22 protein-coding genes and 1 pseudogene are annotated in these 22,835 nt (G+C 63.8%); 17 read left to right on the forward strand and 6 right to left on the reverse strand.

Features of this window, described 5'->3' with window-relative positions:
- Positions 1-54: 54 nt before the first annotated feature.
- Complete coding sequence (locus E1N52_RS03090) at positions 55-849, reverse strand: DUF899 domain-containing protein (RefSeq protein ID WP_165979325.1); 795 nt, start codon at positions 847-849, stop codon at positions 55-57.
- Between the two features lie 390 nt (positions 850-1,239).
- Here E1N52_RS03090 and E1N52_RS03095 point away from each other — a divergent pair, with 390 nt between their 5' ends.
- From E1N52_RS03095 to E1N52_RS03120, 6 genes are read left to right on the forward strand one after another with little or no spacing between them, the layout of a single operon-like run.
- Complete coding sequence (locus E1N52_RS03095) at positions 1,240-1,551, forward strand: BufA1 family periplasmic bufferin-type metallophore (RefSeq protein ID WP_133180084.1); 312 nt, start codon at positions 1,240-1,242, stop codon at positions 1,549-1,551.
- A gap of 43 nt (positions 1,552-1,594) precedes the next feature.
- Positions 1,595-2,524 carry an MNIO family bufferin maturase gene (gene bufB, locus E1N52_RS03100; RefSeq protein WP_133180543.1) on the forward strand — a complete coding sequence of 310 codons (930 nt, stop codon included), beginning with the start codon at positions 1,595-1,597 and terminating at the stop codon, positions 2,522-2,524.
- Positions 2,514-3,293, forward strand: a complete 780-nt coding sequence (locus E1N52_RS03105) for an HvfC/BufC N-terminal domain-containing protein (protein WP_133180086.1) — start codon at positions 2,514-2,516, stop codon at positions 3,291-3,293. The genes bufB and E1N52_RS03105 overlap by 11 nt, the downstream gene beginning before the upstream one ends.
- 5 nt (positions 3,294-3,298) lie before the next feature.
- Positions 3,299-3,802: a DoxX family protein gene (locus E1N52_RS03110; RefSeq protein WP_133180088.1), complete on the forward strand. Its 504-nt coding sequence runs from the start codon at positions 3,299-3,301 to the stop codon at positions 3,800-3,802.
- Complete coding sequence (locus tag E1N52_RS03115; RefSeq protein WP_133180090.1) at positions 3,799-4,440, forward strand: DUF1109 domain-containing protein; 642 nt, start codon at positions 3,799-3,801, stop codon at positions 4,438-4,440. Before E1N52_RS03110 ends, E1N52_RS03115 begins: the two co-directional genes overlap by 4 nt.
- A 52-nt stretch (positions 4,441-4,492) precedes the next feature.
- Positions 4,493-6,571, forward strand: a complete 2,079-nt coding sequence (locus tag E1N52_RS03120; protein WP_133180092.1) for an NAD(P)/FAD-dependent oxidoreductase — start codon at positions 4,493-4,495, stop codon at positions 6,569-6,571.
- Positions 6,572-6,622: 51 nt separating this feature from the next.
- Here E1N52_RS03120 and E1N52_RS03125 read toward each other — a convergent pair whose 3' ends face one another.
- Positions 6,623-7,540, reverse strand: coding sequence for an AraC family transcriptional regulator (locus E1N52_RS03125; RefSeq protein ID WP_133180093.1), 918 nt, complete (start codon positions 7,538-7,540; stop codon positions 6,623-6,625).
- Positions 7,541-7,641: 101 nt separating this feature from the next.
- On the opposite strand from E1N52_RS03125, the gene E1N52_RS03130 reads away from it, so the two are divergent.
- The 3 genes and pseudogenes from E1N52_RS03130 (at position 7,642) to E1N52_RS45510 (ending at position 9,598) form a co-directional block, all read left to right on the forward strand.
- Positions 7,642-8,391, forward strand: a complete 750-nt coding sequence (locus E1N52_RS03130) for an SDR family oxidoreductase (protein ID WP_133180095.1) — start codon at positions 7,642-7,644, stop codon at positions 8,389-8,391.
- Between the two features lie 19 nt (positions 8,392-8,410).
- Positions 8,411-9,169: pseudogene (locus E1N52_RS03135) on the forward strand (SDR family oxidoreductase).
- A 69-nt stretch (positions 9,170-9,238) separates the two neighbouring features.
- A complete protein-coding gene (locus E1N52_RS45510) occupies positions 9,239-9,598 on the forward strand; it encodes a type 2 periplasmic-binding domain-containing protein (RefSeq protein WP_133180545.1) in 360 nt (119 codons plus the stop codon).
- Between the two features lie 65 nt (positions 9,599-9,663).
- Here the strand turns inward: E1N52_RS45510 and E1N52_RS03145 are convergent, their stop codons facing one another.
- Together E1N52_RS03145 and E1N52_RS03150 are read right to left on the reverse strand one after the other, a co-directional pair.
- Positions 9,664-10,278: a carboxymuconolactone decarboxylase family protein gene (locus E1N52_RS03145; protein ID WP_133180097.1), complete on the reverse strand. Its 615-nt coding sequence runs from the start codon at positions 10,276-10,278 to the stop codon at positions 9,664-9,666.
- A 338-nt stretch (positions 10,279-10,616) separates the two neighbouring features.
- Complete coding sequence (locus E1N52_RS03150; protein WP_133180099.1) at positions 10,617-11,201, reverse strand: TetR/AcrR family transcriptional regulator; 585 nt, start codon at positions 11,199-11,201, stop codon at positions 10,617-10,619.
- Positions 11,202-11,252: 51 nt separating this feature from the next.
- Between E1N52_RS03150 and E1N52_RS03155 the strand changes: the two genes are divergently transcribed.
- On the forward strand, positions 11,253-12,008 hold the full coding sequence (locus tag E1N52_RS03155) for an SDR family NAD(P)-dependent oxidoreductase (RefSeq protein WP_133180101.1): 756 nt from the start codon (positions 11,253-11,255) through the stop codon (positions 12,006-12,008).
- Between the two features lie 164 nt (positions 12,009-12,172).
- Here E1N52_RS03155 and E1N52_RS03160 read toward each other — a convergent pair whose 3' ends face one another.
- The gene (locus E1N52_RS03160) at positions 12,173-13,072 is read right to left on the reverse strand and encodes a LysR family transcriptional regulator (RefSeq protein WP_133180103.1); all 900 of its coding nucleotides are present in this window, start codon (positions 13,070-13,072) and stop codon (positions 12,173-12,175) included.
- Between the two features lie 312 nt (positions 13,073-13,384).
- Here E1N52_RS03160 and E1N52_RS03165 point away from each other — a divergent pair, with 312 nt between their 5' ends.
- The 4 genes from E1N52_RS03165 (at position 13,385) to E1N52_RS03185 (ending at position 17,856) form a co-directional block, all read left to right on the forward strand.
- Positions 13,385-14,170 (forward strand): SDR family oxidoreductase, encoded by a 786-nt coding sequence (locus E1N52_RS03165; protein ID WP_133180104.1) that lies wholly within the window; start codon positions 13,385-13,387, stop codon positions 14,168-14,170.
- Positions 14,171-14,919: 749 nt separating this feature from the next.
- On the forward strand, positions 14,920-15,645 hold the full coding sequence (locus E1N52_RS03175) for a PadR family transcriptional regulator (protein ID WP_133180106.1): 726 nt from the start codon (positions 14,920-14,922) through the stop codon (positions 15,643-15,645).
- A gap of 62 nt (positions 15,646-15,707) precedes the next feature.
- On the forward strand, positions 15,708-16,517 hold the full coding sequence (locus E1N52_RS03180) for a siderophore-interacting protein (RefSeq protein ID WP_133180107.1): 810 nt from the start codon (positions 15,708-15,710) through the stop codon (positions 16,515-16,517).
- Positions 16,518-16,578: 61 nt separating this feature from the next.
- On the forward strand, positions 16,579-17,856 hold the full coding sequence (locus tag E1N52_RS03185; RefSeq protein WP_133180109.1) for an MFS transporter: 1,278 nt from the start codon (positions 16,579-16,581) through the stop codon (positions 17,854-17,856).
- Positions 17,857-18,050: 194 nt separating this feature from the next.
- On the opposite strand, the gene E1N52_RS03190 is transcribed toward E1N52_RS03185, so the two are convergent.
- Positions 18,051-19,205 (reverse strand): porin, encoded by a 1,155-nt coding sequence (locus tag E1N52_RS03190; RefSeq protein WP_069266003.1) that lies wholly within the window; start codon positions 19,203-19,205, stop codon positions 18,051-18,053.
- Positions 19,206-19,799: 594 nt separating this feature from the next.
- Between E1N52_RS03190 and dbpA the strand changes: the two genes are divergently transcribed.
- The 3 genes from dbpA (at position 19,800) to E1N52_RS03205 (ending at position 22,826) form a co-directional block, all read left to right on the forward strand.
- The gene (gene dbpA / locus E1N52_RS03195) at positions 19,800-21,206 is read left to right on the forward strand and encodes an ATP-dependent RNA helicase DbpA (RefSeq protein WP_133180111.1); all 1,407 of its coding nucleotides are present in this window, start codon (positions 19,800-19,802) and stop codon (positions 21,204-21,206) included.
- 95 nt (positions 21,207-21,301) lie between these two features.
- Complete coding sequence (locus tag E1N52_RS03200) at positions 21,302-21,952, forward strand: DsbA family oxidoreductase (protein ID WP_133180113.1); 651 nt, start codon at positions 21,302-21,304, stop codon at positions 21,950-21,952.
- A gap of 163 nt (positions 21,953-22,115) precedes the next feature.
- A complete protein-coding gene (locus tag E1N52_RS03205; RefSeq protein ID WP_133180114.1) occupies positions 22,116-22,826 on the forward strand; it encodes a DUF3348 domain-containing protein in 711 nt (236 codons plus the stop codon).
- Positions 22,827-22,835 lie beyond the last annotated feature (9 nt).

The following is a 22,835-nucleotide window of genomic DNA, read 5'->3' on the forward strand; positions in this document are numbered from 1 at the left end:
TGAGGCAAATGTCTCGACGCGGCAAGCGCGACGGCCAGGCCGGACAGGTCCGGCTCAAGGCGTTCCGTTCGTGTCCTGCTTGCGGAACGCAGCCTCGCCTGCGTCCGACACCTCGACCCACTTCTTGTCGGGCGGCGCGTCTTCGACGTAGCTGTCGTGCCAGTTCCACCACTTATAGGTTGGGGTCTGCGGATAGCCCTCGGGCGAGTCCTCCCAGACCTCCTGGCGGCCCAGCGGCGTGATGTCGAGGTAGTTCCAGGTACCCCCCATCTGTTCATCGCCGCGGTTGTTGATGAAGTAGGTGCGCAAAACGCGCTCGTCGTCGCGGTAGAACACGTTCGTGCCGTGCCACTCGTCCACGCCGAAGTCGGCGTCGAAGCTGTCCGTGATGGTGAACCACGGCATCTCCCAGCCCATGCGCGCCTTCAGTCGCGCGATGTCGGCCTGAGGCGCGCGCGAGACGAAGACGAGGGTGGTGTCGCGGGCGTTCAAGTGGGCGACGTGGGCCACCTGGTCGGCCACCATGGAGCAGCCCCGGCAGGCATGCTCGGGCCAGCCGAACACGCCCGGTTCGAAGAAAGCCCGATAGACGATCAGTTGACGCCGACCGTCGAACAGGTCCAGCAGGCTGACCTTGCCCGCGGGCCCTTCGAATGCGTAGGCCTTCTCCACCGCCATCCAGGGCATTCGGCGGCGCTCGGCGCCCAGGGCGTCTCGAGCGCGGGTCAGCGCCTTTTCTTTCACCAGCAACTGCTCGCGCGCCGCCTCCCAAGCCTGCAATGAGACGACCGGTGGTGTGTGCATGGCGGGCTGTCCGCCTTTCCTTCCGTTCTCGGCTGATGGACTCATGACTTTGCGACCTCCTGAATTGGGCAAATTCCTGCGGCGCGATTGGGCCGATTGGGCCCGCTACGCGTCGCTCGTTGGGTGACGTAAATAGTTTGGTCCTTGGGAATCGCAGGTCGGGAGTAACAAGTGTGGCGGTATTTCGATGGAGTGCCATCGCCGCTGCTCCCGCGGGCTGGCCTGTCCCCAGATAGCGCCTGTCGTCATTCATTCGCGTCTGCAGCTTTAAGGCATTCCGATCGGCTCATGGCAGAGCTTGCGAGCATCCTGCTCCCCCTCCCTTCAAAGCGTCACGCAAAAAAAATCAATCGGTGTAACCGGCGTCCAGCATCGCGCGAATTAGCTGGTGTATCCGCGACGGATACCTCTCATCTCACTCACTGGAGAACGTCCATGTCCGCAAAGACCACTGTTAGTACCGCCCTGCTCGCAGGTGCCGTTGCCAGCCTGCTGGCGTCAGTCGCGCATGCCGCACCGCTCACGAAGGAAGAAATGAACGCCGCCGTGGCCGCTCACAAGGAGAAGTGCTTCGGCGTCGCGCTGAAGGGGCAAAACGACTGCGCCGCCGGTCCCGGCACCACCTGTCAGGGAACCTCGACGGTCGACTTCCAGGGCAACTCGTGGAAGTTCGTTCAGGGTGGCACCTGCGCGAGCATCGTCGTGCCGGGCGGTGGCCACGGCTCGCTTACGCCGATCAAGTCCTGATCGCTACGACCACGAAAGAAAGGGGACGGCCATGAACACTTCCATGCAAACAGCAGTGAGGTCCGGCCGTCCCCTTCGCGCGGCGCCCGGCGCGGCTGCGCTCGTGGGCACGAGCTTCAAGCATGAGCATCGCGCGGCGATTCTCGAAGACGGACTGCAGGACGGCTTCTTCGAGGTGCACGCCGAGAACTACATGGGCGCAGGCGGTCCGCCGCACCGCGCATTGAGCGCGATCCGCGAGCGCTATCCGGTCTCGCTGCACGGTGTGTGCATGTCGATCGGCGGACCGGACAGGCTCGACGCCGGCCACCTCGCGCGCTTTGGCGAGCTGGTCGCGCGCTACGAACCCGCACTCGTTTCGGAACACCTCGCGTGGTCTTCGCACGGCGGCACGTTCTTCAACGATCTGCTGCCACTGCCTTACACGAAGGCGACACTCGATAAGGTGTGCGAACACATCGATCAGATGCAGGCAGCCATTGGACGTCCGATGCTGCTCGAGAATCCGTCGACGTACGTGGCATTCGCCTCGTCGACGATGAGCGAAACGGAATTCATCCGTGCGGTCGCGCAGCGCACGGGCTGCGGGCTGCTGCTCGACGTCAACAACGTTTTTGTTTCGGCGACCAATCACGGTTATCCGGCACACGCGTACCTCGCGGACTTTCCTCTCGAATACGTCGGCGAGATTCACCTGGCCGGCTACAGCGAGCAGCACGACGACGAGCACGCGCCACTGCTCATCGACAGCCACGACCGCGCCGTCGCCGATCCGGTCTGGGCGCTCTACCGCAACGTGATCGCGCGCACCGGGCGCATACCGACACTGATCGAATGGGACAGCCAGTTGCCTGCGTGGCCCGAACTGCGCGCACAAGCATTGGCGGCCCGGCGCAACGCCTCCGATTTTTTTCGCAACAATATATCGGAGTCCGATACATACCTCATGAAGCGAGCCAGCCATGAAGCCTGAGCAATCCGCGAGCGACTATGCGACGGCCTTCGCGCCGGGACTGACGAACCCCGGCCTCGCCGCACCGAACGGTGTCGTGGCGGCGCACGGCAAGGGTGTCGTGAAGCGCTACAACGTCTATCGCAACAACGTCACGGTCAGCCTCATCGATGCGCTGGCCGCGATCTATCCCGCCGTGCAGCGCATTACGGGCGTCGAGTTCTTCCGCGCGATGGCGCGCTGTCACGTGCGCGCCACGCCACCGGCTTCGCCGCTCCTGTTCGAGTACGGACGCGATTTTCCGTCGTTCATCGAAACCTGGGAGTACGCGCGTGACATGCCGTGGCTTGCGGATACGGCACGCATCGAGCGCGCGTGGCTCGACGCCTATCACGCCGGGGACGCCGCACCGCTTGCGGCCGACGCATTCGCGGGCATCGATGCGGATTCGCTCGCGCAGATGCGCTTTGTCCCGCATCCGGCCGCGCGCATCGTGCGTTCGCGCTACCCGGCCGTCGCGATCTTCGCGATGAACCGGACGCCCGGCCCCGTCACCCCGCTGCATTCGAGCGATGCGGAAGACGCGCTCGTCACCCGGCCCGATTACGACGTGATTGTCTCGCGCCTGCCCGCGGGTGGCGCTGCGTTTCTACTCGCACTCATCGAGGGCATGCCGCTCGGCGCCGCCGCGCAGGCAGCCTTCGAGGAGAGCGGCGCCTTTGACCTGCCGGCCAGCCTGGCCGCAATGATTTCGGCCGGCGTGTTCGCCGCCGTTCAACCAGGAGCGTAACCATCATGCAAACTCGACAGGACTCCAGACCGTCTTTCGCGGGCAACGTCGCGCACGCGATCGGCTGCGCCCGGCGCTTCATCGAACGGCTCGCACAACCGTCGTTCGTGCAGCTCGTGCTGCGCATTGCGCTGGCCGTGCCTTTCTGGAAATCGGGCATTCTCAAGTGGCACGGTTTCCTGCAGCTCAACGACACGGCCATCGATCTCTTCACCGACGAATTCAAGCTCCATCTGCCCGGCGGCCCTTATCCGTTTCCGGCGCCGGCCGTCTTCGCGTTCCTCTCCGCGTGCGGCGAGGTCGGTTTCCCGGTGCTGCTCGTGCTCGGGTTCGGCACGCGCTTCGCGGCCGCGGGATTGCTGCTGATGACCTGCATCATCGAGCTGACGGTGCCGGACGGCTGGCCGATCCACATCACGTGGGCCGCCATGGCGCTCGGCATCGCCGCCTGGGGCCCCGGCGTGATATCGATCGACTACCTGCTCGGAGACCGCGCGTACCGGTCATGAAAACACAAGAGCTGGTCACCCGGCTCGCGAGCGACGTGTCGCCCATCGAGCGCAACGCCGTCCCAAGGCTGCTCACGCGAGCACTGCTGCACGGCCTCGCCGGCAGCGCGGCCCTGCTGGTTGCGCTGTACGGCGTGCGCAGCGACATGCCCGAGCTGATCCTCACGTCGATGTTCTGGGTGCGCCTCGCGTTCCCGCTCGCGATCATCGCCGCGGCCGTGGCGCTCGCCGAGCGGCTGGGCCGCCCCGGCGCGCGCCTCAGGCTCGCGGGGCTCGCGGCGGCGCTGCCGGTGGCCTCCATGCTGCTCGCCGCCGGCAGCGTTCTGCTGGCGGCGCCGCCGGGCTACCGGCTCGAGTTGATGCTCGGCACGACATGGCGCACGGCGACGGCGAACGTCGTGCTGCTCTCGCTGCCCTCGCTCGCTGCAATATTGCGCGCGATGAAGCAGCTCGCGCCGACGCGCCTCGCCCTGGCCGGCGCAGGCGCGGGTCTGCTGGCCGGCGCGCAGGGATTGCTCGTCTACACGCTCTATTGCTCGGAGATGGCGGTCCCGTTCTGGGGAGTCTGGTACGTGCTCGCCATCGTCATCACGACCGCAGTCGGCTCGGCCGTCGCGCCGCATTGTCTGCGCTGGTGAGATTCGCGTCGACGCCGCATGCGCCGTGATGGTTCGTTCGAAAGGGTGCCGTATGTTCTGGAACGCCTTCAAACCACTGGTCCGCTTCGCGCCCAAACTACGCGCGCTTTGCATGCCGTGGCTGCTTCTTGCCACTCGCGTCTGGTTTGGGCAGGTCGTGCTCGTGCATCAGATCATGACCATGGCGCAAGGCAATCCAAGCGGCACAACCGCCGCCGGACTGCATGCGCCGTCCAGCGTGGAGGCAGCGCTGCACGGTATCGTGCCGCTCCTGCTCACTGCTGGCCTGCTGACCCGGCCCATCGCGCTTGTGTTGCTCGTTGGCGGCTACGGATCGATCGCCCTCGGTCCGGGCGGCACAACGCTTGTTTTGCTCGCCTGGCTGGTCGTGCTGGGTCCGGGAACACTCTCCCTCGACGCGATGTTGGCGCGAGGCCTGGCGTGGGCGCCGCTTGGCCCGGCCCGACAGGTCAGGACATGCTATGAGCTGATCGAGCGATATGTGTCACCTGTGCTTTTGCTCGTCTCGCGCGCAGGCATCGCGGCGTCGCTCAGTCTCGCTTCCGCATTGACGCCCGCCCTTTTCGGGCAAGCCGCCCATCAAGGGCTGGCGGCACTGTTCACCTACCCCACATGGGTCGCTGCGCTGCTCGCATTCTGCATCGCCTTCGGCTGCATGACGCGGCCGGCGATGTTCATCTATGCCGCCATGGTTCCACTCGCTGGCATCGCCATGTCCATGGACGACCGGTTGGCCATGCTTCTCCTGCTGCTTATGTTTGTCGCCACGGGGCCCGGCGTCATCTCGGTGGATCATTGGCTCGCCCGCTGGGTGCTCGACCGCCCGGAGAAAGAAGAAGGCACGCTGGACGAGTGTCCGCATGTCGTTGTGGTCGGCGGCGGCTTCGGCGGGATCGAGACCGTTCGCGGCCTGCGCAATTCGCGCTGCCGGATCACCCTCATCGACCAGCGGAATCATCATCTGTTTCAACCGCTGCTCTATCAGATCGCGACAGCAGCGTTGTCGCCCGGCGAAATCGCGACGCCGATCCGAAGCCTCTTTCGCGGGCAGCGAAACGTCCAGGTCCGTCTGGGAAGCGTCACAGGCATCGACACCGCCGCCCGCGAAGTGCTGATCGGCGCAGCCAGCCTCAAATTCGACTATCTCGTACTCGCGACCGGCGCGCGTCACAGTTACTTCGGCAACGATCACTGGGCGCCTTACGCGCCAGGGCTCAAGAGCATCGAGGACGCGACCTCGATCAGGAGCCGTCTGCTGCGTGCATTTGAAGAAGCGGAAACGGCCGCCGACGAAGCAACGCGTGCCGCGTGGCTGACGTTCATCATCGTCGGCGGAGGACCGACGGGTATCGAGCTGGCCGGCGCCATCGCGGAACTGGCGCATCACGGGATGGATCAGGAATATCGCACGATCGATCCGTCGACCTCGCGCGTCATCCTGGTTCATGCCGGCCCCCGCGTTCTGCCGACGTTCCCGCCTTCCCTGTCTGCCGCTGCGGAACGCTCCCTTCGCAAGCTGGGGGTCACGATCTACCTCGATACCAGGGTGCTGGGCGTCGATCAGGAGGGCGCCGACCTCGGCAAGGATCGCATTGCATCCCGAACCATCTTGTGGGCTGCCGGAGTGGCAGCGTCTCCGGTCGCCAGATGGCTAAACCAGCCAGAGGACGCGGCCGGACGAATCAAGGTGAACGACGACCTCTCCGTTCCGGCCGCTGAAGGCATCTATGCGATTGGCGACGCCGCTGCGAGTCTGGGCTGGAACGGAGCAGCGGTGCCGGGGTTGGCGCCTGCCGCCAAACAGCAGGGAAGATATGCCGCGCGCGTGATCGACGCACAGCTCGCGGGTCGCCGTCCTCCGCCGCCGTTTCGATACAGACATTTCGGCAGCCTGGCAACGATCGGGCGTCAGGCCGCGGTGGCGGAAATCGGCCCCATCCGGATGTGGGGCGCGCCGGCGTGGTGGTTCTGGGGCGCCGCACACATCGCGTTTCTCACCGGAGGGCCGAACAGGGCGAAGGTCATGCTGGATTGGCTCTGGGCCTATGTCACCTACCGGCGCAGCACGCGACTCATTACCGATCCGGCTTCCGACAGGCGGCCGGGTTGATGTTCGGAGTGCGCGCGCCCAAAGCCCCGTCGGCAACCCGCTTGCGCCTGCTTACGCGCCATCCGGGGCCAACTGCTCCTCACGCGCGTACTGCGTAGGCGGCCGGCCGACGTGCCGCGTAAAGGCAACGCTGAACGTGCTGGCCGAACTGTAGCCGACGAGTTGCGCAATCTCGGCGATGCGTCCGTGATTACGACGCAACAGATCCTTCGCGAGCGCCATGCGCCAGGTCAGCAGGTATTCCATCGGCGCGACGCCGACCGCGCGGCTGAAGCGCTCGAAAAAGGTCGAACGCGAGAGCGCGGCCTCCTTCGCGAGCGCGGCAACCGTCCATGGCTTCGTCGGGTGCTCGTGCATCTCCCGGATCGCAGCCGCGAGACGGCTGTCGGAGAGCCCGCGCACGAGACCTGGTGGCGCGTACGTTCCCGCCGTGGATCGCAGTGCTTCGATGAGCAGCACTTCGAGCAGGCGAGAGAGCACGACATCGCGCGCAGGCCGTTGCTCTCTCGATTCCTCGCGCACGAGTTGCACGAGTGTAGCCAGCCGCTCCTGGCCGCGGACATGCACGAGTTGTGGCAGCAGCGAAACCAGCAGGGACGAATCCGGCGACCCGAAGCTGCAGTGGCCCGCCACCATGCGCGAGTCGATGGGATGGTCCGGCGCGCCGATTCTGAATTCATTGTTGCCCAGCGCGACGGGCGTCACAGGCTCGACGTCCGGCGGCGGAGGCACGAGGCTGCTCATCTCGATGCCATAGCTCGCGGGAATCAGGACGAAGTCGCCGGCCACGAGTTCGAGCGGCGCGTGATCGTCGATCGTGATGCAGCACCCGCCGTCGAGGATAACGCAATAGAAAGGCTCGCCCGCACCCGAACGACTGATGCGCCAGGGGCCGGCGCCGAGGACGAGTTTGGAGTAGCGCGCACTCGGCTGCAGCAGCGTCACGACTTCAGCCAACGGATCGATCATGGCCGGACTCCTGCAAACGAAATTCGGATCTTTGATTGTAGCAAGTACGGTCTGCGCGATCTATCGTATGGACACACGCAAACTTTGCCAAAGGAGATTCCATGCAAACCGTGCTGATCACTGGCTGTTCGTCCGGATTCGGGCTCGAGATCGCCCGCTACTTCCTGGCCCGTGACTGGCGGGTCGTCGCCACGATGCGCACGCCGCGTGACGACGTGCTGCCGCCTTCGGAACACCTGCGCGTGCTGGCGCTCGACGTCACGAAGCCGGAAAGCATACGTGAGGCCGTCATGGCCGCGGGCCCCATCGACGTCCTCGTCAACAATGCGGGTTATGGCGCGGCTTCCCCGGCTGAACTTGTTCCGATCGAGGCCGTGCGCGAGGTCTTCGAGACCAACACGTTCGGCACGATCGCGGTGACGCAAGCCGTGCTGCCCCAGTTCCGCGAGCGCAAGGCCGGCGTCGTCGTGAACGTTACGTCGAGTGTGACGCTGAAGGCGCTGCCGCTGATTGGCGCGTACCGCGCGAGCAAGGCGGCGGTGAACGCTTTCACCGAGTCGATGGCGCTGGAACTCGAGCCGTTCGGCGTGCGGGTGCGCCTCGTGCTGCCGGGCCGCTCACTGGAGACGCGCTTTGGAGATAACGCGCGTGCCCACATCCACGGCTTCAACAACGAAGCCTACGCCGGTCTCGTCAAGGAAGTCCTCGCGCATCTGGAAGACACGGCGTCCCCGCTCACCCGGGCACAGGACGTCGCCGAGGCCGTCTGGCGCGCGGCGACCGACCCATCGTCGCCGATGCGTATTCCCGCCGGCGCCGATGCCGAAGCATGGGCAGCTGAGGTGAGCTAATCAACATCAGGAGATTTGCATGCAAGACAATGTCATCGCCCTCGTCACCGGGGCCAACCAGGGCATCGGTCTTCAGATCGCGAAGGATCTCGCGTCACATGGCCTCACGGTGCTCGTCGGGTCGCGCAATCTCGAACGCGGTGAGGCTGCGGCGAGAGAGGTTGGGCCAAACGCACATGCGCTCCAGCTCGACGTGACGGATCAGGCTTCGATCGCTGCCGCCGCCGAGCGCATTCGCGACGAGCATGGCCGCCTCGACGTGCTCGTCAACAACGCCGCGATTTCAAGCACGCACCGGCAACCCGGCCAGTCCGTGGAGGACTTCGCGAAGACCACCCGCCCGAGCAATGTCTCTATCGATGAAATGCGCGCGGTGTGGGACACCAACGTGTTCGGCGTGCTCGCCGTTTATCAGGCGATGCTGCCGCTCCTGCGCAAATCGACGGCCGCTTGCATCCTCAACGTGTCGAGTGGCGTTGGGTCGCTCACGACGAACTCGGACCCTGCGTTCCCGTGGCGTTCGATCTTCGGTCCGGTCTAGCCCGCGTCCAAGACGGCGCTCAACGCCTTGACCGTTGCCATGGCGATCGAGCTCGAGCCGGAGGGAATCAGGGTCAACGCTGTCTCGCCGGGCTACACCCGCACGAACCTCAACGGCTATACGGGCACAGAGACCGTCGAGGAAGGCGCCCGCGAAGCGGTGCGCGTCATTCTGCTGGGACCGAACGGCCCGTCGGGGACATTCACCCGCTGGGAAAATCAGACGATTCCGTGGTGAGCGACTGGGCGCCGAAAGCGAAAGGTTGTCTTCGCACTCGGTCCGACACTTCCCGGATTTCGTTGGCCGCTGGACGGGCCCAATGGCCGGGAAGTCTCTGAGCTGCCTCCGTCGCAATTTCGGGTCAATGTCGCCGAAGCAATGGCGCTCGCAGTACTTGACGTTGCGGGCGTTGGCGCGCTGCCTTTATGGACATGGACGGCGTTGCCGTGGCTGCACGACGGCACGCTGACCCGTGTGCTGCCGACCTACCAGCTGAGTGAGATGCAGGTCCATGGGCTCTACACTTCTCGCGAGCATCTGGATGCGAAAAGCAGGAACTGGATAGACTCTTTCCTGTCACAGCAGCCCTCTCGGGCGGCCTCTTCTATCTGTTGGGGTGAGCGCAAAGTCACGATAGAGGGAGGGGATCGCTTTTTTCGAACCTGACAGGCGTATAACTGTGCCGCTGCGGCCCACGGACGTAGGGGAAACGCCCTTTGCTTTGCTGCCTGTCACTCCGGAAAGCGTGAAAGGCGAGGACCATCACCGGACTGATAACGCGCCATATTCAATTGCATCGCGAGAAAGCCGTAATAGCCCGCGATGGCGGCAATGTCGACAGCGCCCTTCTTGCCGAAACGTTGCTCCACTCGATTGAATGTCGCGTCTGAGACACGCTTGTTTTTTAAAAGCTCGGTTGTGAAATCATAGACGGCCTCCTCGTCGACGCTCATTCCCGTCGGACGTCGCCCATCCTCGATGGCGTCAGCAGTGCCCTTCGAGACTCCTGCCTTTAATGCAATTGGGTAATGCAGGGACCACTCATAGTCCTGCGACCATTCGCGCGCAGTGACAAGAATAACGAGCTCGCTCAGGGTGTTGCCAATCGACGAATGATAGCGAAGGTAATCGCCCATCGAACGAGCCAGGTTCATAACATCGGGACTGTACATCATCGGCTCAAACGGGCCGAACACCGGCACTTTTCGGGCCTTCATGAATTCATCGCTCGCTTTCTTCTGCTCGGCGGTGTACTGGTCGGGTGGTATCGTTGGAAGTCGCTGCTGCGCGAAGGTCTGGGTCGTCAGGAGCATAGCCAAAGTCATTACCGTTAAACGAGAAATCATTGGAGCCTCCAAAGAAGCAGCATGCTTCTGATATTCAAGCGACGAGGAGGCCTGTTTGCCCGGTCATCCGGACAGTCCGGCGCCCCCGGACATGCGAGGAAATGCGCCTCACGCCCGTTATAGTCTATTGATCCGGCACGTTGCACTATTGGACTTTGGTCCAATGCCAGGCTCGGAAGATTGCGATCGAATTTCCGTGCGCCAGTATCGGACGCCGCAACGGGGCAGCTACGGCCGACTGCGTCGGGCGGCAATCGGCCAGGAAGTGTCTCTCGCGCGCACCTGAATGCCCACATCCGGTCGTCCGGTCGGGGCGACAACGCGGACTGATGCGAATATTAGGTGTCCAGACACGCCTGAATGGCCGCCCCAAGCATTCCAACGATTTTCTCCGGTTTGGCACCCTCGATGGCGGGTGAACCCAGGGCTGCACGAAGTACAGCGAAGCCCATTACGCAAGCCGTGATCATCGCCGCTCGAGCCTGTGCGTCCCTGCCGCCGATCCGCCTGGCCAACGGTTTCACGAAGTCATCGTGCAGGGATTCCGAAAGAATCGGTGCTGCACGCGGACTGCCCACGGATCGCAGCAGAAATGCGAACTCGTCAAATATCTCGCCTTCCGGCTTGCGGATTGGCGCGAGCAAATGCCGCGCGATCTGCTCTCCAAGCGTGTCGATCGGCCCAATGAACGCAGGCTCGAGGCTGAATGCCTCGTTGGCGACAGCCTTGAACAGCGCCTCTTTCGAGCCAAAGAGGCGCGACACCATGGCCGGGTCCACGCCCGCCATCGACGTGATCTCGCGAACCCCAACGGCGTCGTAGCTAGCACGCGTAAAGGCGTACTTCGCGGCCTGCAGGATCCGTTCACGACTCTCTGTGGCCGACAGTCGTTCACGCCCAGATTTATCAACACTCGTTGACATTTGCCAATCTCCTTCCTATTATCAACGGGTGTTGATAATACAGGATCCACCATGAACTCAACGGTTTCTTCGCTGCACGGTCGTGTCGTTGCAGTCACGGGCGCAACCAGCGGAATTGGACGGGAAACGGCGGTGCGCCTCGCCCAGGCAGGTGCTTTCGTAGTGGCGATCGGGCGGGACGTGGATCGCGCGGCGTCGCTCAGGCAGGCGCTCGGCGCATCAGGATGCTGTTTCGTTGCAGACTTCGCGCAACCGCAAGAAATTGAGCGCGTAATGAAGGAGATTGCAGCCCGCCATCGGCATCTGCATGGCCTCGTGGTCAATGCGGGTGTCTCACTGCAAGCTGGTCTCGACGATCTCGATGTCGCCTCGTACGACCGAATGATGGACATCAACGTCAAAGGTGCCACATTCAGCTTTGCACGTGCGCTGCCGCTGCTGGCGCCGGGTGCGTCGTGCGTGTTCGTCGGATCGGTCGCCGGAAGCAAAGGCCAGCCCGGCGACGCGCTCTACGCGGGCAGCAAGGGCTTTATCCGCGCATTCGCCCGCAACCTCGGAACATCGCCCGAGCTGGCGCAGAGGGGAATCCGCGTGAATGTCGTTTCTCCAGGGCCGATCGAGACGCCGCTCACGGCAGCCGCCACGGCGAATCGCGCCATCCGGGATTACGTCGAAGGACTAATTCCTATGCATCGATGGGGACGTGCAGCTGAAGTCGCCAGCGCCATCCTTTTCCTGCTCTCGGATGAATCCAGCTTTACGACTGGCGCGGAAATCACGGTAGACGGCGGCATGGCCCACGTTTAGGTCCTCGCCGCCTTCGGCGCTTTGGGTGCTACATGTTGGCGAGACCGATCTTGATTCCACGCCGTGGGGCAAGCTCACGCGTTCGGGTTGCTGGCTGCAGAAGACCGCTGGCTACATTAGCCGCGCCGAACTGGAAGTCGATGGTGCGGTCTTCGCATAACCGCTCACATTGACGCAAAGAGCGTAGTCACCCAGTCGACGAATACCCTGACTTTCGCGCTATATCTCCGACTTGGCGGATACACAACGTACACCTCAAGAGGATCAGGCCGCCAATCGGAGAGTATCGGCACCAATCGCCTTTGCTTGACGTGTGGACGCGTCACAAAGTCCAGCGTATGAACGATGCCCAAACCGGCAAGCGCCGTAGCGAGGTGTGCGTTGCTTTCGCTGACGAGCACGACATTACGCACACTTTCGAGCGTCATTCGTTCGTCGCCTCGACGGAAAGCAAGCTGCTGCGTAAGCCCGGTACTTGCCGAGAAATACCCGACTACAGGCATGCTTTTATCTACAATTTCACCCGGATGTTTCGGCGTGCCGTGCTTTGCCAGATAGCCCGGACTCGCACAGGTAGTCCATGCGAGCGCGCCGATCCGATGGGTCACCAAATCCGGATCATTCGACGTGCTTCGAATTGCACAATCGATGTTCTCGGCGACGAGATTCGAGGTGCGGTCCGTGACGCTTAGTTGTACCTGAATGTCGGGGTACCGCTCGCGAAACATGGGTAGTGCGGGAATAAGAATGCCGCTGGCGACCGACCCGCCAGTATCGACTCTCAGCGCACCACGCGGGTTAGCCTGAGCACGGCCAAGCGTCGCTTCTATGTCATCGAGTTCGATCAGCAGGTGCCGGGTACGCTCATAGTAAGCGGCACCATCCGTCGTCACGCTGACGTTCCTCGTAGTGCGCTCAAGCAACTTCACACCGAGATGGGCCTCCAGCATTTTGATCCACTTGCTCACGGTAGCGTTTGGCATCTGCAACGAGAGCGCTGCCCGTCCGAAACCGCCTGTTTCAACGACGCGAGCAAAGATACGAATGGCCTGCAAGTGATCCATGAACTCATCTCTCCGATTGCTTCTGAACGTGAACAGAATTCTCATCTAACGCAGATTTATATTCTATTCCGCTCGGAATATGCGTGTCGGTCACGGCTAACTATGCCCGCGTGAGCCGCGCCGAAGCTCACCTTCACAGGCGAAGCTCAGCGCAATTGCGCACACAGCGCCTGATGTTGGAGTCATCGCGCCAATCCGGCGCAACGCACAAAGATTATCCACATCTGTGAATAAAATAACCACAGATCGCATCTTTATCTGTCTGTACGTCTTCACTAAGCTGAAGTCCTCGTCAAGGTCAAAAGGAGACCCATGGTGACTACTTCTCTCTACTCCAACATCCATTCAACGAAACACGCCGGCAAAGTTGCGCTCGTCACTGGTGGCAGCACAGGTATCGGTCTGGCCACTGCCAGGCGTCTCGCTCTCGAGGGCGCCACCGTATTCATCACCGGACGACGCGAGGCGGAACTGGAAGCGGCCGTGTCGGAAATTGGCCATCGCGCACGTGCGATCCGTGGCGACATCTCTTCGGCAGCCGACCTCGAACGCATAGTCAAGATCGTGTCGGACGCTCACCAGAAAATCGACATCCTCTTTGCCAACGCTGGTGGCGGCGAGTTCGTGCCCCTCGGGCAGATCACCGAAGCGCAATTCGACAAATACGTCGGCATTAACATGAAGGGCACATTGCTCACCGTGCAAAGCGCACTGCCGTTCATGCCCGCGGGCAGCGCTATCGTAATCACAGGGTCGATGGCAGCAGTAAAAGGCATTCCTGCATTCGGTGTCTATGCCGCCACCAAGGCGGCCCTGCGGTCGTTCGCACGCACCTGGGCAACCGACCTGAAAGGCCGTGACATCCGCGTCAACGTCGTTGCCCCCGGAGTCATCATCACACCGGCTTACAAATCCGAGCTCGGGATGAGTGATGAGCAGATTGATGCGTATTGCAAGGATGTTTCCGTGACGACTCCGCTTGGCCGGGTTGGCACCACAGACGAGATCGCAAAGGCGGTTTCCTTCCTTGCCTCCGATGATGCCAGTTTCGTAACCGGTATCGAGTTGTTCGTTGACGGCGGACTCGGACAGGTCTGATCTTTCGGTGCCGGGCTCACCCGGATGTGAGCGCGGCATCGGAAGAACGCACACCATGGGCTCCGATGTTGCAGCCAGACCGCTCGCTTGATTGAGCGCCAACGCGATGGCGCACGAACGCGAGCAACCTCCTCCACAGTGGACAACCACAGACACGGTTTCCTCAGGCAGTGCCTCGACAAAGGAGCGAACAGCCTGCGCATGCTCAGCCGTAAACGCATGAGGGGGCTTTTCCCGCGCCCGCGTTGATAGGCCCGTGCTGAGAAAATCTACGTCGGCGAAACTACGCAAAGACTTGGCGCGTCCCGACGGTGGGACGTCGCTTCTCGCCAAGGTTCGTCGCGATACTTCTCGCTCCTCTGCGTTTTTGACCGCCCAATCGATGTCGACGAACGATGTCGACGTACGCCACGCTTCAGCTATTGGCGTCTTCAATCCCAGGGCCAACCGGCACGCGTTCGTTTTTGTGCCAAATATCAATCCAATACAGTTGCGCACCCTTCGATTCGCATCGAATTCGGTCAAAAAGCGCCGTGTGCCCATTCGCCGATTAGCGGCTCGATCGCTTCTGGACCTAATTTCTGTCGCACCCCATCCGCCGGCAAAGGTTATTAGCGCAGCGCACAGCGCATTTGCCGCTCCCGCAGACTTTGTTGTGCACCCATGCCCCAAATATTCTCTTTGACAAACGCTCTTACGATATATATCTTAAGACATGTTTTAAGACACTCACGAGACAAGGAGGCCCTATGCGCCACCATCCGCACTTTGGTCACACCGGCCATCACGGCCACTCCGCGCGCGATCCGCGCGACTTCTTCGGGGGCCGCCACCCGGCCATGCAGGCGCTTCACGCGCTGCGCCACGCGATGGGCCGCCATCGCGGCGGCGAAGGTCCCGGCGACTTTGGCGACCGCTTCGGCGAAGGTTTCGGCCGCGGTTTCGGCGACGGCGACGGTTTTGGCCGTGGCCGCAAGTTCACGTCCGAAGACCTGCAACTCATGCTGCTCGTGCTGCTCGCCGAGCGCCCGAGCCACGGCTACGAACTCATCAAGGCGCTCGACGCGCGCTCGAACGGCTTCTACAGCCCGAGTCCCGGCATGGTCTATCCGGCCCTCACGTACCTCGAAGAACTGGGCTATGTGAGCGTGACGCTGGAAGGCAACCGCAAGCGCTACGAGCTTTCGCCCGAAGGCCGCACGTACCTCGAGACCAACCGCGAACGCGCGGACCTGATCCTCGCGAAGCTCACGCACTTCGGCCGCAAGATGGAAGTCATGCGCCGCGCAATGGCCGGCGAAGATCCGGCCGAAGGCAGCGGCTGGGTGCGCGAGCTGATCGAGGCGCGCCGCGCGCTCAAGCGCGCGCTTCTGCGCCGCACCGACGTCGCGCCGGAGGAGCAGCGCCGCATCGCCGCGATTCTTGCGCGCGCCACCGAGGAAATCGAAAACGGCAGCGACAACAGCGACGTTTGACACACCGCTTCTACGCGCCACGCGGCGGCCCACGCCGCGCCACCCCAACATCGGAGCCATACATGCAGAACCCGTCCCAACTCGAAGTCGTCCGTGTGCGTCACCCGCTGAAGTTCCGACTGTTGCGCGTGGCGCGCGTCACGGCACTCTCGCCCGCGCTCGTGCGCGTCACGCTCACGGGCGATCTGAGCGACTTCGCCTCCGCGTCGTTCGACGATCACGTCAAGGTGTTCTTTCCCGCCGCCGGTGAGGAAAAGCCAGTACTGCCAACTTTTGGCCCTGACGGCATCGTGTTCCCCGAAGGCGTCGAGCGCCCCGCCGCGCGCGACTACACGCCGCGCCGTTTCGATACGGAAAGCAACGAGCTCGATCTGGAATTCGCGCTGCACGAAGCCGGCCCGGCCACGGCATGGGCGACACAGGCGCAGCCCGGCCAGTATCTCGGCGTGGGCGGTCCCCGCGGCTCGATGGTGATTCCCACGGGCTTCGACTGGCATCTGCTGGTCGGCGACGAAACGGCGCTGCCCGCCATTCAGCGCCGCCTCACGGAGCTGCCGGCTGGCGCGCGTGTAGCCGTGGTCGTCGAAGTGGCGAATCGCGCGGCCCGCATCGAGCTGCCCACCGAAGCCGATCTTTACGCCACGTGGTGCTATCGCGACGAAAGCGAGTCGGAGCATCCGCTCGTGGACGGCGTATCCGAAGTGTGGCTGCCACCGGGCGATGGCTATGTCTGGGCCGCCGGCGAAGCCTCGGCGATCCGCGCGGTGCGCGCGCATCTGTGCAACGAGCGCGGCGTCGACAAGAAGCGCATTCGCGCTTCCGCCTACTGGCGCCGCGGTGCGCAAGGGGCCCACGAAACGATCGACGACTGATCGATCACACTGGCGCGGCAACACTGCCGCGCCTTTTTACTTTCAGGCTTCAAGCCCATACATGACCACTTCCCTCACACCGCTGCGCGAACGCACCCTGCTCTGGCTGCTGGCGCTCACGCAGTTCACCGTCATCATGGATTTCATGGTGATGATGCCGCTCGGTCCGCAGATCATGCACGCGTTCGCGATCACGCCCGCAGCGTTCGCGACGGCCGTTTCCGCCTATTCGCTCTGTTCGGGTCTGTCAGGACTCCTTGCTGCGACGTATATCGACCGTTTCGATCGCCGCCGCCTGCTGCAAGTGGCCTACGCGCTGTTCGCGCTCTCCAATCTCGCCTGCGCGCTCGCCACGAACTTTCATCTGCTGCTCGCCGCGCGTGCGTTCGCAGGCCTCACCGGTGGCGTGCTCGGCTCGATCGTGATGGCGATCGTCAGCGACGTGATTCCCGCCGCGCGGCGCGGTGCGGCCACAGGCGTCATCATGACGGCGTTCTCCATCGCCGCCATCGCGGGCGTGCCGGCCGGCGTACTGCTCGGCGCGCACTACGGCTGGAGCGCGCCGTTCATGCTGCTCGTCGTGCTTTCGGTTGCAATCTGGCTCGCGGGCTCGCGCGTCGTGCCCTCGCTCACCGAGCATCTCGGCCAGCGAACGCCGCTCTCGCAAGTGCTGCCGAACCTTTGGCGACTGCTCACACTGCCGCGCCACCTGAAGGCCTTTGCGCTGACCTTCACGATGATGGCCGGCCACATGCTCGTGATCCCGTTCATCGCGCCGATGCTCGTCGGCAATCACGGCATCGCGCCGCAGCAGCTTTCGTGGCTCTATATGGCGGGCGGCGCGGCGACGTTCGTGACCTCGCGCGCGGTGGGCCGTCTCGCGGACCGCTACGGCAAGCGCCGCATGTTCCGCGTGATGGCGCTCGTTTCGCTCGTGCCGGTGCTGTTCGTCACCCATCTGCCCACGCTGCCTTTCCTCGCGCTCGTAGCGTTCTTCGCCCTGTTCATGATCTCGATGTCGGGCCGTATGGTGCCGATGCAGGCCTTGCTCACGACGATTCCCGAGCCCGCGCGGCGCGGCGCGTTCCTGAGCGCCAACAGCGCGGTGCAGGCGCTCGGCACGGGCATCGGCGCGTGGCTTGGCGGCCAGTGGCTCACGAATGGCGCGCACGGCGCGATCATCGGCTTCGGGCAGAACGGCTGGATCGCCGCGGCGCTCACGTGCGTGGCGGTGTTGTGGGTTTCGCGCGTGCGTGGGGCGTCGGAAGACGTGTCGAATGACGTGGCCGTGCCTGCGAGCGCAGCGCCTGCGGCTGCGGCTGCGGCTGCGAAATCCTGAGCCACAAAAGAAAACCGGTTCGCAGCCGTGACGCGCCTCATGAGCGCGCCACGCACCGCGAACCGGTCGTGCTTCAGGTAGAAAGCGGGTGAACCCGCGGGCCTCGGATAGATGGCCCACGTGCAGCGCGGGACCCGACCGGCCGATCGGGTGCTCGCGCTGCGTCGCTCCACGAGGGAGCGAGCAATTGATGCTTAGAAGCGGTGACGCAGACCCACCGTTGCGGCGACCTGGTTCTGCGAGGTCGACGGCGACAGCGTGTTGATCATCGCGACGTTCGCGCCGGCGTCGCCGAGTTCGCCCGAAGCGTGCTGGTACACGGCGCCAGCGTAGACGTCGGTGCGCTTCGAGAGCGAGTAGTCAGCCGTCAGCGAGACGGTGTGCCACTTCGGATCGCCCGAACCGTTCGAACCCGTGACCTTGCCGTCCGTGAACGTGTACGACGCGTTCAGGGCGAGAGCCGGCGTCAGTGCGTAGGCGCCGTTCAGCTCGAAGTTGTCGAGGTGCAGGTTCGTGCCCGTGGGGATCGAGAACGTCGTGCCGCCCTGACCGCCAGCGATCAGGTTCTGGTACTGCGTGTGCGTCCACACGAAGCCAACCGTTGCCGGGCCGTAGTTGTAGTTCGCGCCTGCGCCGAACGTGCGTTGCGTTTGAGCCGACAGGTTGAAGTTGTTGCCGTTCGATGCCGAGCTCGCGCCGTTCGTGTTACCGGTGCGCGTGTTGTTGATCTGCAGGTAGGCAGCCGAGAAGTTCAGCGGGCCGTTGCCGTACGATGCGCCTGCGCTCCATGCGCGGTTGTTCGCGAACTGGCCGGCGTCATTGCTGAAGCCGTACAGGCCGCCAAACTTGAAGCCCTGGTAGTTGACGCTCTGGTACTTGACCGAGTTCTTGATCGAGAACGAGTGGTCGAGGTTGTCGTTGTCGAACGGGTGAGCCGCGAGGTTGTTGCCGTAGCCGCTGCCGGTTGCCGAGAGCGGTGCCAGGTAGTCGACCATCGAGTCATACTGGCGGCCGAGCGTCAGCGTACCGAAGCGGTCGCTCTGCAGACCGACGAACGCCTGGCGGTTGAACATCGTGCCGCTCTCGGTGTCCTTGCCGTTGTTCAGGTTGAAGCCGTTTTCCAACGTGAAGATCGCATGCAGACCGCCGCCCAGGTCTTCGCTGCCCTTCAGGCCGAAGTACGTGTCGCCGACGGTGCCGCTACCCTGGTTCCATGCGGCGTGGCCGCCTGCATTGTTCGCGTAGACGATACCCGCATCCAGTGCGCCGTAGAGAGTAACGCTGCTTTGTGCGTGAGCGGAGGCTGCGAATGCGCCGAGGACGCCCGCGATAATCAAAGTATTCTTCATGACTTTCCTTATGACATTCAGACCGCGCTGAAGCGGCTCCGGGTATTGGAGCCACACCGGCAATCCCGGGCGAAGTCTACGTGTCAAAGGCTTTAAATCGCCTTGGCAAACGCTGTAACAGTTATTTGCTGAATCTGGAAATATCGGAATAATAATCCGTAAGTCCTTGTGGCAAATGGGAAATACGGGGTAATACCTAGACCAGCCCGAAAAGGCCGTGTGGCAAGCACGCGACGCCTGTATCAGCGCAGAAATTCGATTATTGTGGAAAGTGGACTAATTAGAGGCGATTTGCAGCGATTAAAATTTCGCCGCCGATGAAACTTTATGACCATGATCTTAGTCTTATCGCGCGCGGACATTATTGCTATATACGGCGATTATTATTGCGCGAAATCGCGATTATCAAACCGATGATTTTCGGCGTCCTTTGAGGCGCTCGTCGGCGCCCCTCGCGCGGCACGCGCGCGGGCGCGGGCGCGCGCATCCGTTAAAATCCCGGAACGCTCGCGCGCATCGCGCGCGCCACCCGCATCGACGCCACTTCTACCGAACGGCCGCGTCGCCCTCACCCGTCCGGCGCGAGACCCCGTCATGACAAACAAAGCCACTCCTACGCAAGCCCAGCCCTTTAGCGAGCTGCCGCTCGCGCCCGCCATGCTCGAGAACCTCACGCGCCTCGGCTACGTCGACATGACGCCGATCCAGGCCGCGAGCCTGCCCATCGCTTTCGCGGGCCACGACCTGATCGCCCAGGCCAAGACCGGCAGCGGCAAGACAGCGGCCTTCTCGCTCGCGCTGCTCTCGCGCCTCGACCCGCGCCGTCAGGACGTGCAGGCCATGATCCTCTGCCCCACGCGCGAGCTGGCCGATCAGGTCACGCAGGAAATCCGCCGCCTCGCGCGCGCGGAAGAGAACATCAAGGTGCTGACGCTGTGCGGCGGCACGCCCATGCGTCCGCAGGCGGCGAGCCTCGAACACGGCGCGCATATCGTCGTGGGCACGCCGGGCCGCATCATGGACCACCTGGAGCGCGGCAATCTCGCGCTCGGCGCGCTCAATACGCTCGTGCTCGACGAAGCCGACCGCATGCTCGACATGGGCTTTTTCGACGACATCGCCACCGTGGCGCGCCAATGCCCCAAGGAGCGCCAGACGCTGCTCTTCTCGGCGACCTATCCGGAAGGCATTACGAAGCTGAGCCAGCAATTCCTTCGGAACCCGAAGGAAGTCAAGTTCGAAGAGCATCACGACGACAGCAAGATCCGCCAGCGCTTCTATGAAGTCACGGAAGACGAGCGTCTGCACGCCGTGGGCATGCTGCTCAACCACTTCCGCCCCGTGAGCACGCTCGCGTTCTGCAACACCAAGCAGCAATGCCGCGACCTGCTCGACGTGCTGCGCGCGCAGGGCTTTCACGCGCTCGCGCTGCACGGCGAGCTCGACCAGCGCGAGCGCGATCAGGTGCTGATCCAGTTCGCCAACCGCAGCTGCTCGGTGCTCGTGGCAACCGACGTGGCCGCGCGCGGCCTCGACATCGCGCAGCTCGAAGCCGTGATCAACGTGGACGTGACGCCCGACCCGGAGGTATACGTGCACCGCATCGGCCGCACGGGCCGCGCCGACCAGGACGGCTGGGCGCTCAGCCTCGCGAGCATGGACGAGATGGGCCGCGTGGGCGGCATCGAACAGGCGCTCAAGCGCGAAGTCGAATGGAGCCCGCTCGCGGAACTGAAGCCCGCCAGCAACGAGCCGCTGTTGCCGCCGATGGAAACGCTGCAGATCCTGGGCGGCCGCAAGGAAAAGATCCGCCCCGGCGACGTGCTCGGCGCGCTCACTGGCGAAGCCGGCTTCAGCGGCTCGCAGATCGGCAAGATCAACGTGACCGACTTTTCGACCTATGTGGCCGTGGAGCGCAGCATCGCGCGCGACGCGCTGCGCAAGCTCAACGCGGGCAAGGTCAAGGGCAAGAAGGTCAAAGCCCGTATGATGGACGAATGAACTGACGAATCATCCGCGCCGGGTGCGCACGCTGCTTGCGCACCCGCGCTGCACCGCGCCTCAGTTGCCCGGCGTTCAACCGGATCAGGAAAGCCATGAAACAACCGCTCAGAATCGATTTCGTCTCCGACATCGCGTGCCCGTGGTGCGCAATCGGCCTCTCGTCGCTGAACCTCGCGCTCGAACGGCTGCGCGACACCGTCGACGCACAGATCGTCGTGCACCCCTTCGAACTGAATCCGCAGATGGGCCCGGGCGGCGAATCCGTGCTCGAGTATCTCGGCAAGAAGTACGGCCGCACGCCAGAGCAGATCGCCGAGACGCAGGCCATGATCCGCGAGCGCGGCGCGAGCGTCGGCTTCGCGTTCGGCCCGCGCGAGCGCATCTACAACACCTTCGACGCGCATCGTCTGCTGCACTGGGCCGGCATCGAAGGCAAGCAGTTGCCGCTCAAGCTCGCGCTGCTGCGTGCGTATCACGGCGAGGGCAAGGATACGAGCGACCACGCGGTGCTCGTCGCGGCGGCGCAGTCCGTGGGGCTCGACGCGGATCAAGCGCGCGCAGTCCTGGAAAGCGGCCAGTACGCCGACGAGGTGCGCGCCGAAGAGCACGAATACCAGGCGGCCGGTATCCAGTCCGTGCCGGCGATCATCTTCAACCAACAGTATCTGGTCAGCGGCGGCCAGCCCGTCGAAACCTTCGAGCAGGCGATCCAGCAGATCCTGGCCGAGAGCGCCAAAGCCTGAACGGCCCAAATGACTGAATCCCCCGTGTGGCGCGGCCTCGCGCCCGCGGGCGCCCCGCTTTTACGGCCCGCTGCGCCATCATTCAGACGCCCGGCAGACGGCCGATGCCGGCCGCCGCCCTCGCGGGCGTGTAAACTAGCGGGTTTTTTGCCCAGGTGGAAAAGTGCTAGCCCCGCAACGCCTCGCGTTGAGCGGCCCGACGCTCGTGCGCTTACTTGCCCGCTTCGGCGACGCCGACGTGCCCGAATCCCGGCAATCGATCTCGGACCAACTGAGCCAGTGGCTCGGCTGGACGGACGCCATCGCGCTTTCAACGGCGCTGAGCGTCCAGACGACGGGCGGCGAGCCAGCCACGCGCGTGGGCGCCAGTGCCGAACAAAGCCAGAGCGAGCGCGTGCGCGCGGCGCTGAGAAAGGCCATTTCGGGCGAAGGCGCGCCTGCGCGGCGTGACGGACGGCGCACGCAGGCCGCCAGCCAGCCTGCCGATGTGGAACCCGATTTCCAGGATTTCCGCCAGCGCTACCTCGCCCTGCAGCAGGCGATGGAGACTGACATCGCCACGCTGCGCGCCCGTCTGCGCGCCACGCTGGCCGCGCGTGCGCCTGCGCTCGCGCGCCTCGCGACAGTGGACGCCGTGATGGAGCAGGCACTCGGCGCGCGTGAGCGCAGCCTGCTCGCGGGCGTGCCCGCGCTGCTCGGCGCGCATTTCGAGCGGCAGCGCGCAGCGGCCGCGGCGGAATCCGCCGGAGAAAGCGCCGCGCCACACGCCTGGCTCGCCGGCTTTCGCAAAGATATGCAGAGCGTGTTGCTCGCCGAACTTGAGATTCGGTTTCAACCGGTGGAGGGGCTGCTTGCCGCCCTTCGCACCAGCTAACCCAAACGC

This window comes from Paraburkholderia guartelaensis (genome assembly GCF_004353905.1).
Lineage (GTDB): Bacteria > Pseudomonadota > Gammaproteobacteria > Burkholderiales > Burkholderiaceae > Paraburkholderia > Paraburkholderia guartelaensis.

Coding starts and splice junctions, on each gene's coding strand:
- E1N52_RS03155 (WP_133180101.1), top strand. CDS start 11,253: ATGAACTCAACGGTTTCTTCGCTGCACGGTCGTGTCGTTGCAGTCACG.
- E1N52_RS03095 (WP_133180084.1), top strand. CDS start 1,240: ATGTCCGCAAAGACCACTGTTAGTACCGCCCTGCTCGCAGGTGCCGTT.
- E1N52_RS03165 (WP_133180104.1), top strand. CDS start 13,385: ATGGTGACTACTTCTCTCTACTCCAACATCCATTCAACGAAACACGCC.
- bufB (WP_133180543.1), top strand. CDS start 1,595: ATGCAAACAGCAGTGAGGTCCGGCCGTCCCCTTCGCGCGGCGCCCGGC.
- E1N52_RS03185 (WP_133180109.1), top strand. CDS start 16,579: ATGACCACTTCCCTCACACCGCTGCGCGAACGCACCCTGCTCTGGCTG.
- E1N52_RS03175 (WP_133180106.1), top strand. CDS start 14,920: ATGCGCCACCATCCGCACTTTGGTCACACCGGCCATCACGGCCACTCC.
- E1N52_RS03200 (WP_133180113.1), top strand. CDS start 21,302: ATGAAACAACCGCTCAGAATCGATTTCGTCTCCGACATCGCGTGCCCG.
- E1N52_RS03150 (WP_133180099.1), bottom strand. CDS start 11,201: ATGTCAACGAGTGTTGATAAATCTGGGCGTGAACGACTGTCGGCCACA.
- E1N52_RS03125 (WP_133180093.1), bottom strand. CDS start 7,540: ATGATCGATCCGTTGGCTGAAGTCGTGACGCTGCTGCAGCCGAGTGCG.
- E1N52_RS03130 (WP_133180095.1), top strand. CDS start 7,642: ATGCAAACCGTGCTGATCACTGGCTGTTCGTCCGGATTCGGGCTCGAG.
- dbpA (WP_133180111.1), top strand. CDS start 19,800: ATGACAAACAAAGCCACTCCTACGCAAGCCCAGCCCTTTAGCGAGCTG.
- E1N52_RS03120 (WP_133180092.1), top strand. CDS start 4,493: ATGTTCTGGAACGCCTTCAAACCACTGGTCCGCTTCGCGCCCAAACTA.
- E1N52_RS03180 (WP_133180107.1), top strand. CDS start 15,708: ATGCAGAACCCGTCCCAACTCGAAGTCGTCCGTGTGCGTCACCCGCTG.
- E1N52_RS03160 (WP_133180103.1), bottom strand. CDS start 13,072: ATGGATCACTTGCAGGCCATTCGTATCTTTGCTCGCGTCGTTGAAACA.
- E1N52_RS03090 (WP_165979325.1), bottom strand. CDS start 849: ATGAGTCCATCAGCCGAGAACGGAAGGAAAGGCGGACAGCCCGCCATG.
- E1N52_RS03145 (WP_133180097.1), bottom strand. CDS start 10,278: ATGATTTCTCGTTTAACGGTAATGACTTTGGCTATGCTCCTGACGACC.
- E1N52_RS03115 (WP_133180090.1), top strand. CDS start 3,799: ATGAAAACACAAGAGCTGGTCACCCGGCTCGCGAGCGACGTGTCGCCC.
- E1N52_RS03190 (WP_069266003.1), bottom strand. CDS start 19,205: ATGAAGAATACTTTGATTATCGCGGGCGTCCTCGGCGCATTCGCAGCC.
- E1N52_RS03110 (WP_133180088.1), top strand. CDS start 3,299: ATGCAAACTCGACAGGACTCCAGACCGTCTTTCGCGGGCAACGTCGCG.
- E1N52_RS03105 (WP_133180086.1), top strand. CDS start 2,514: ATGAAGCCTGAGCAATCCGCGAGCGACTATGCGACGGCCTTCGCGCCG.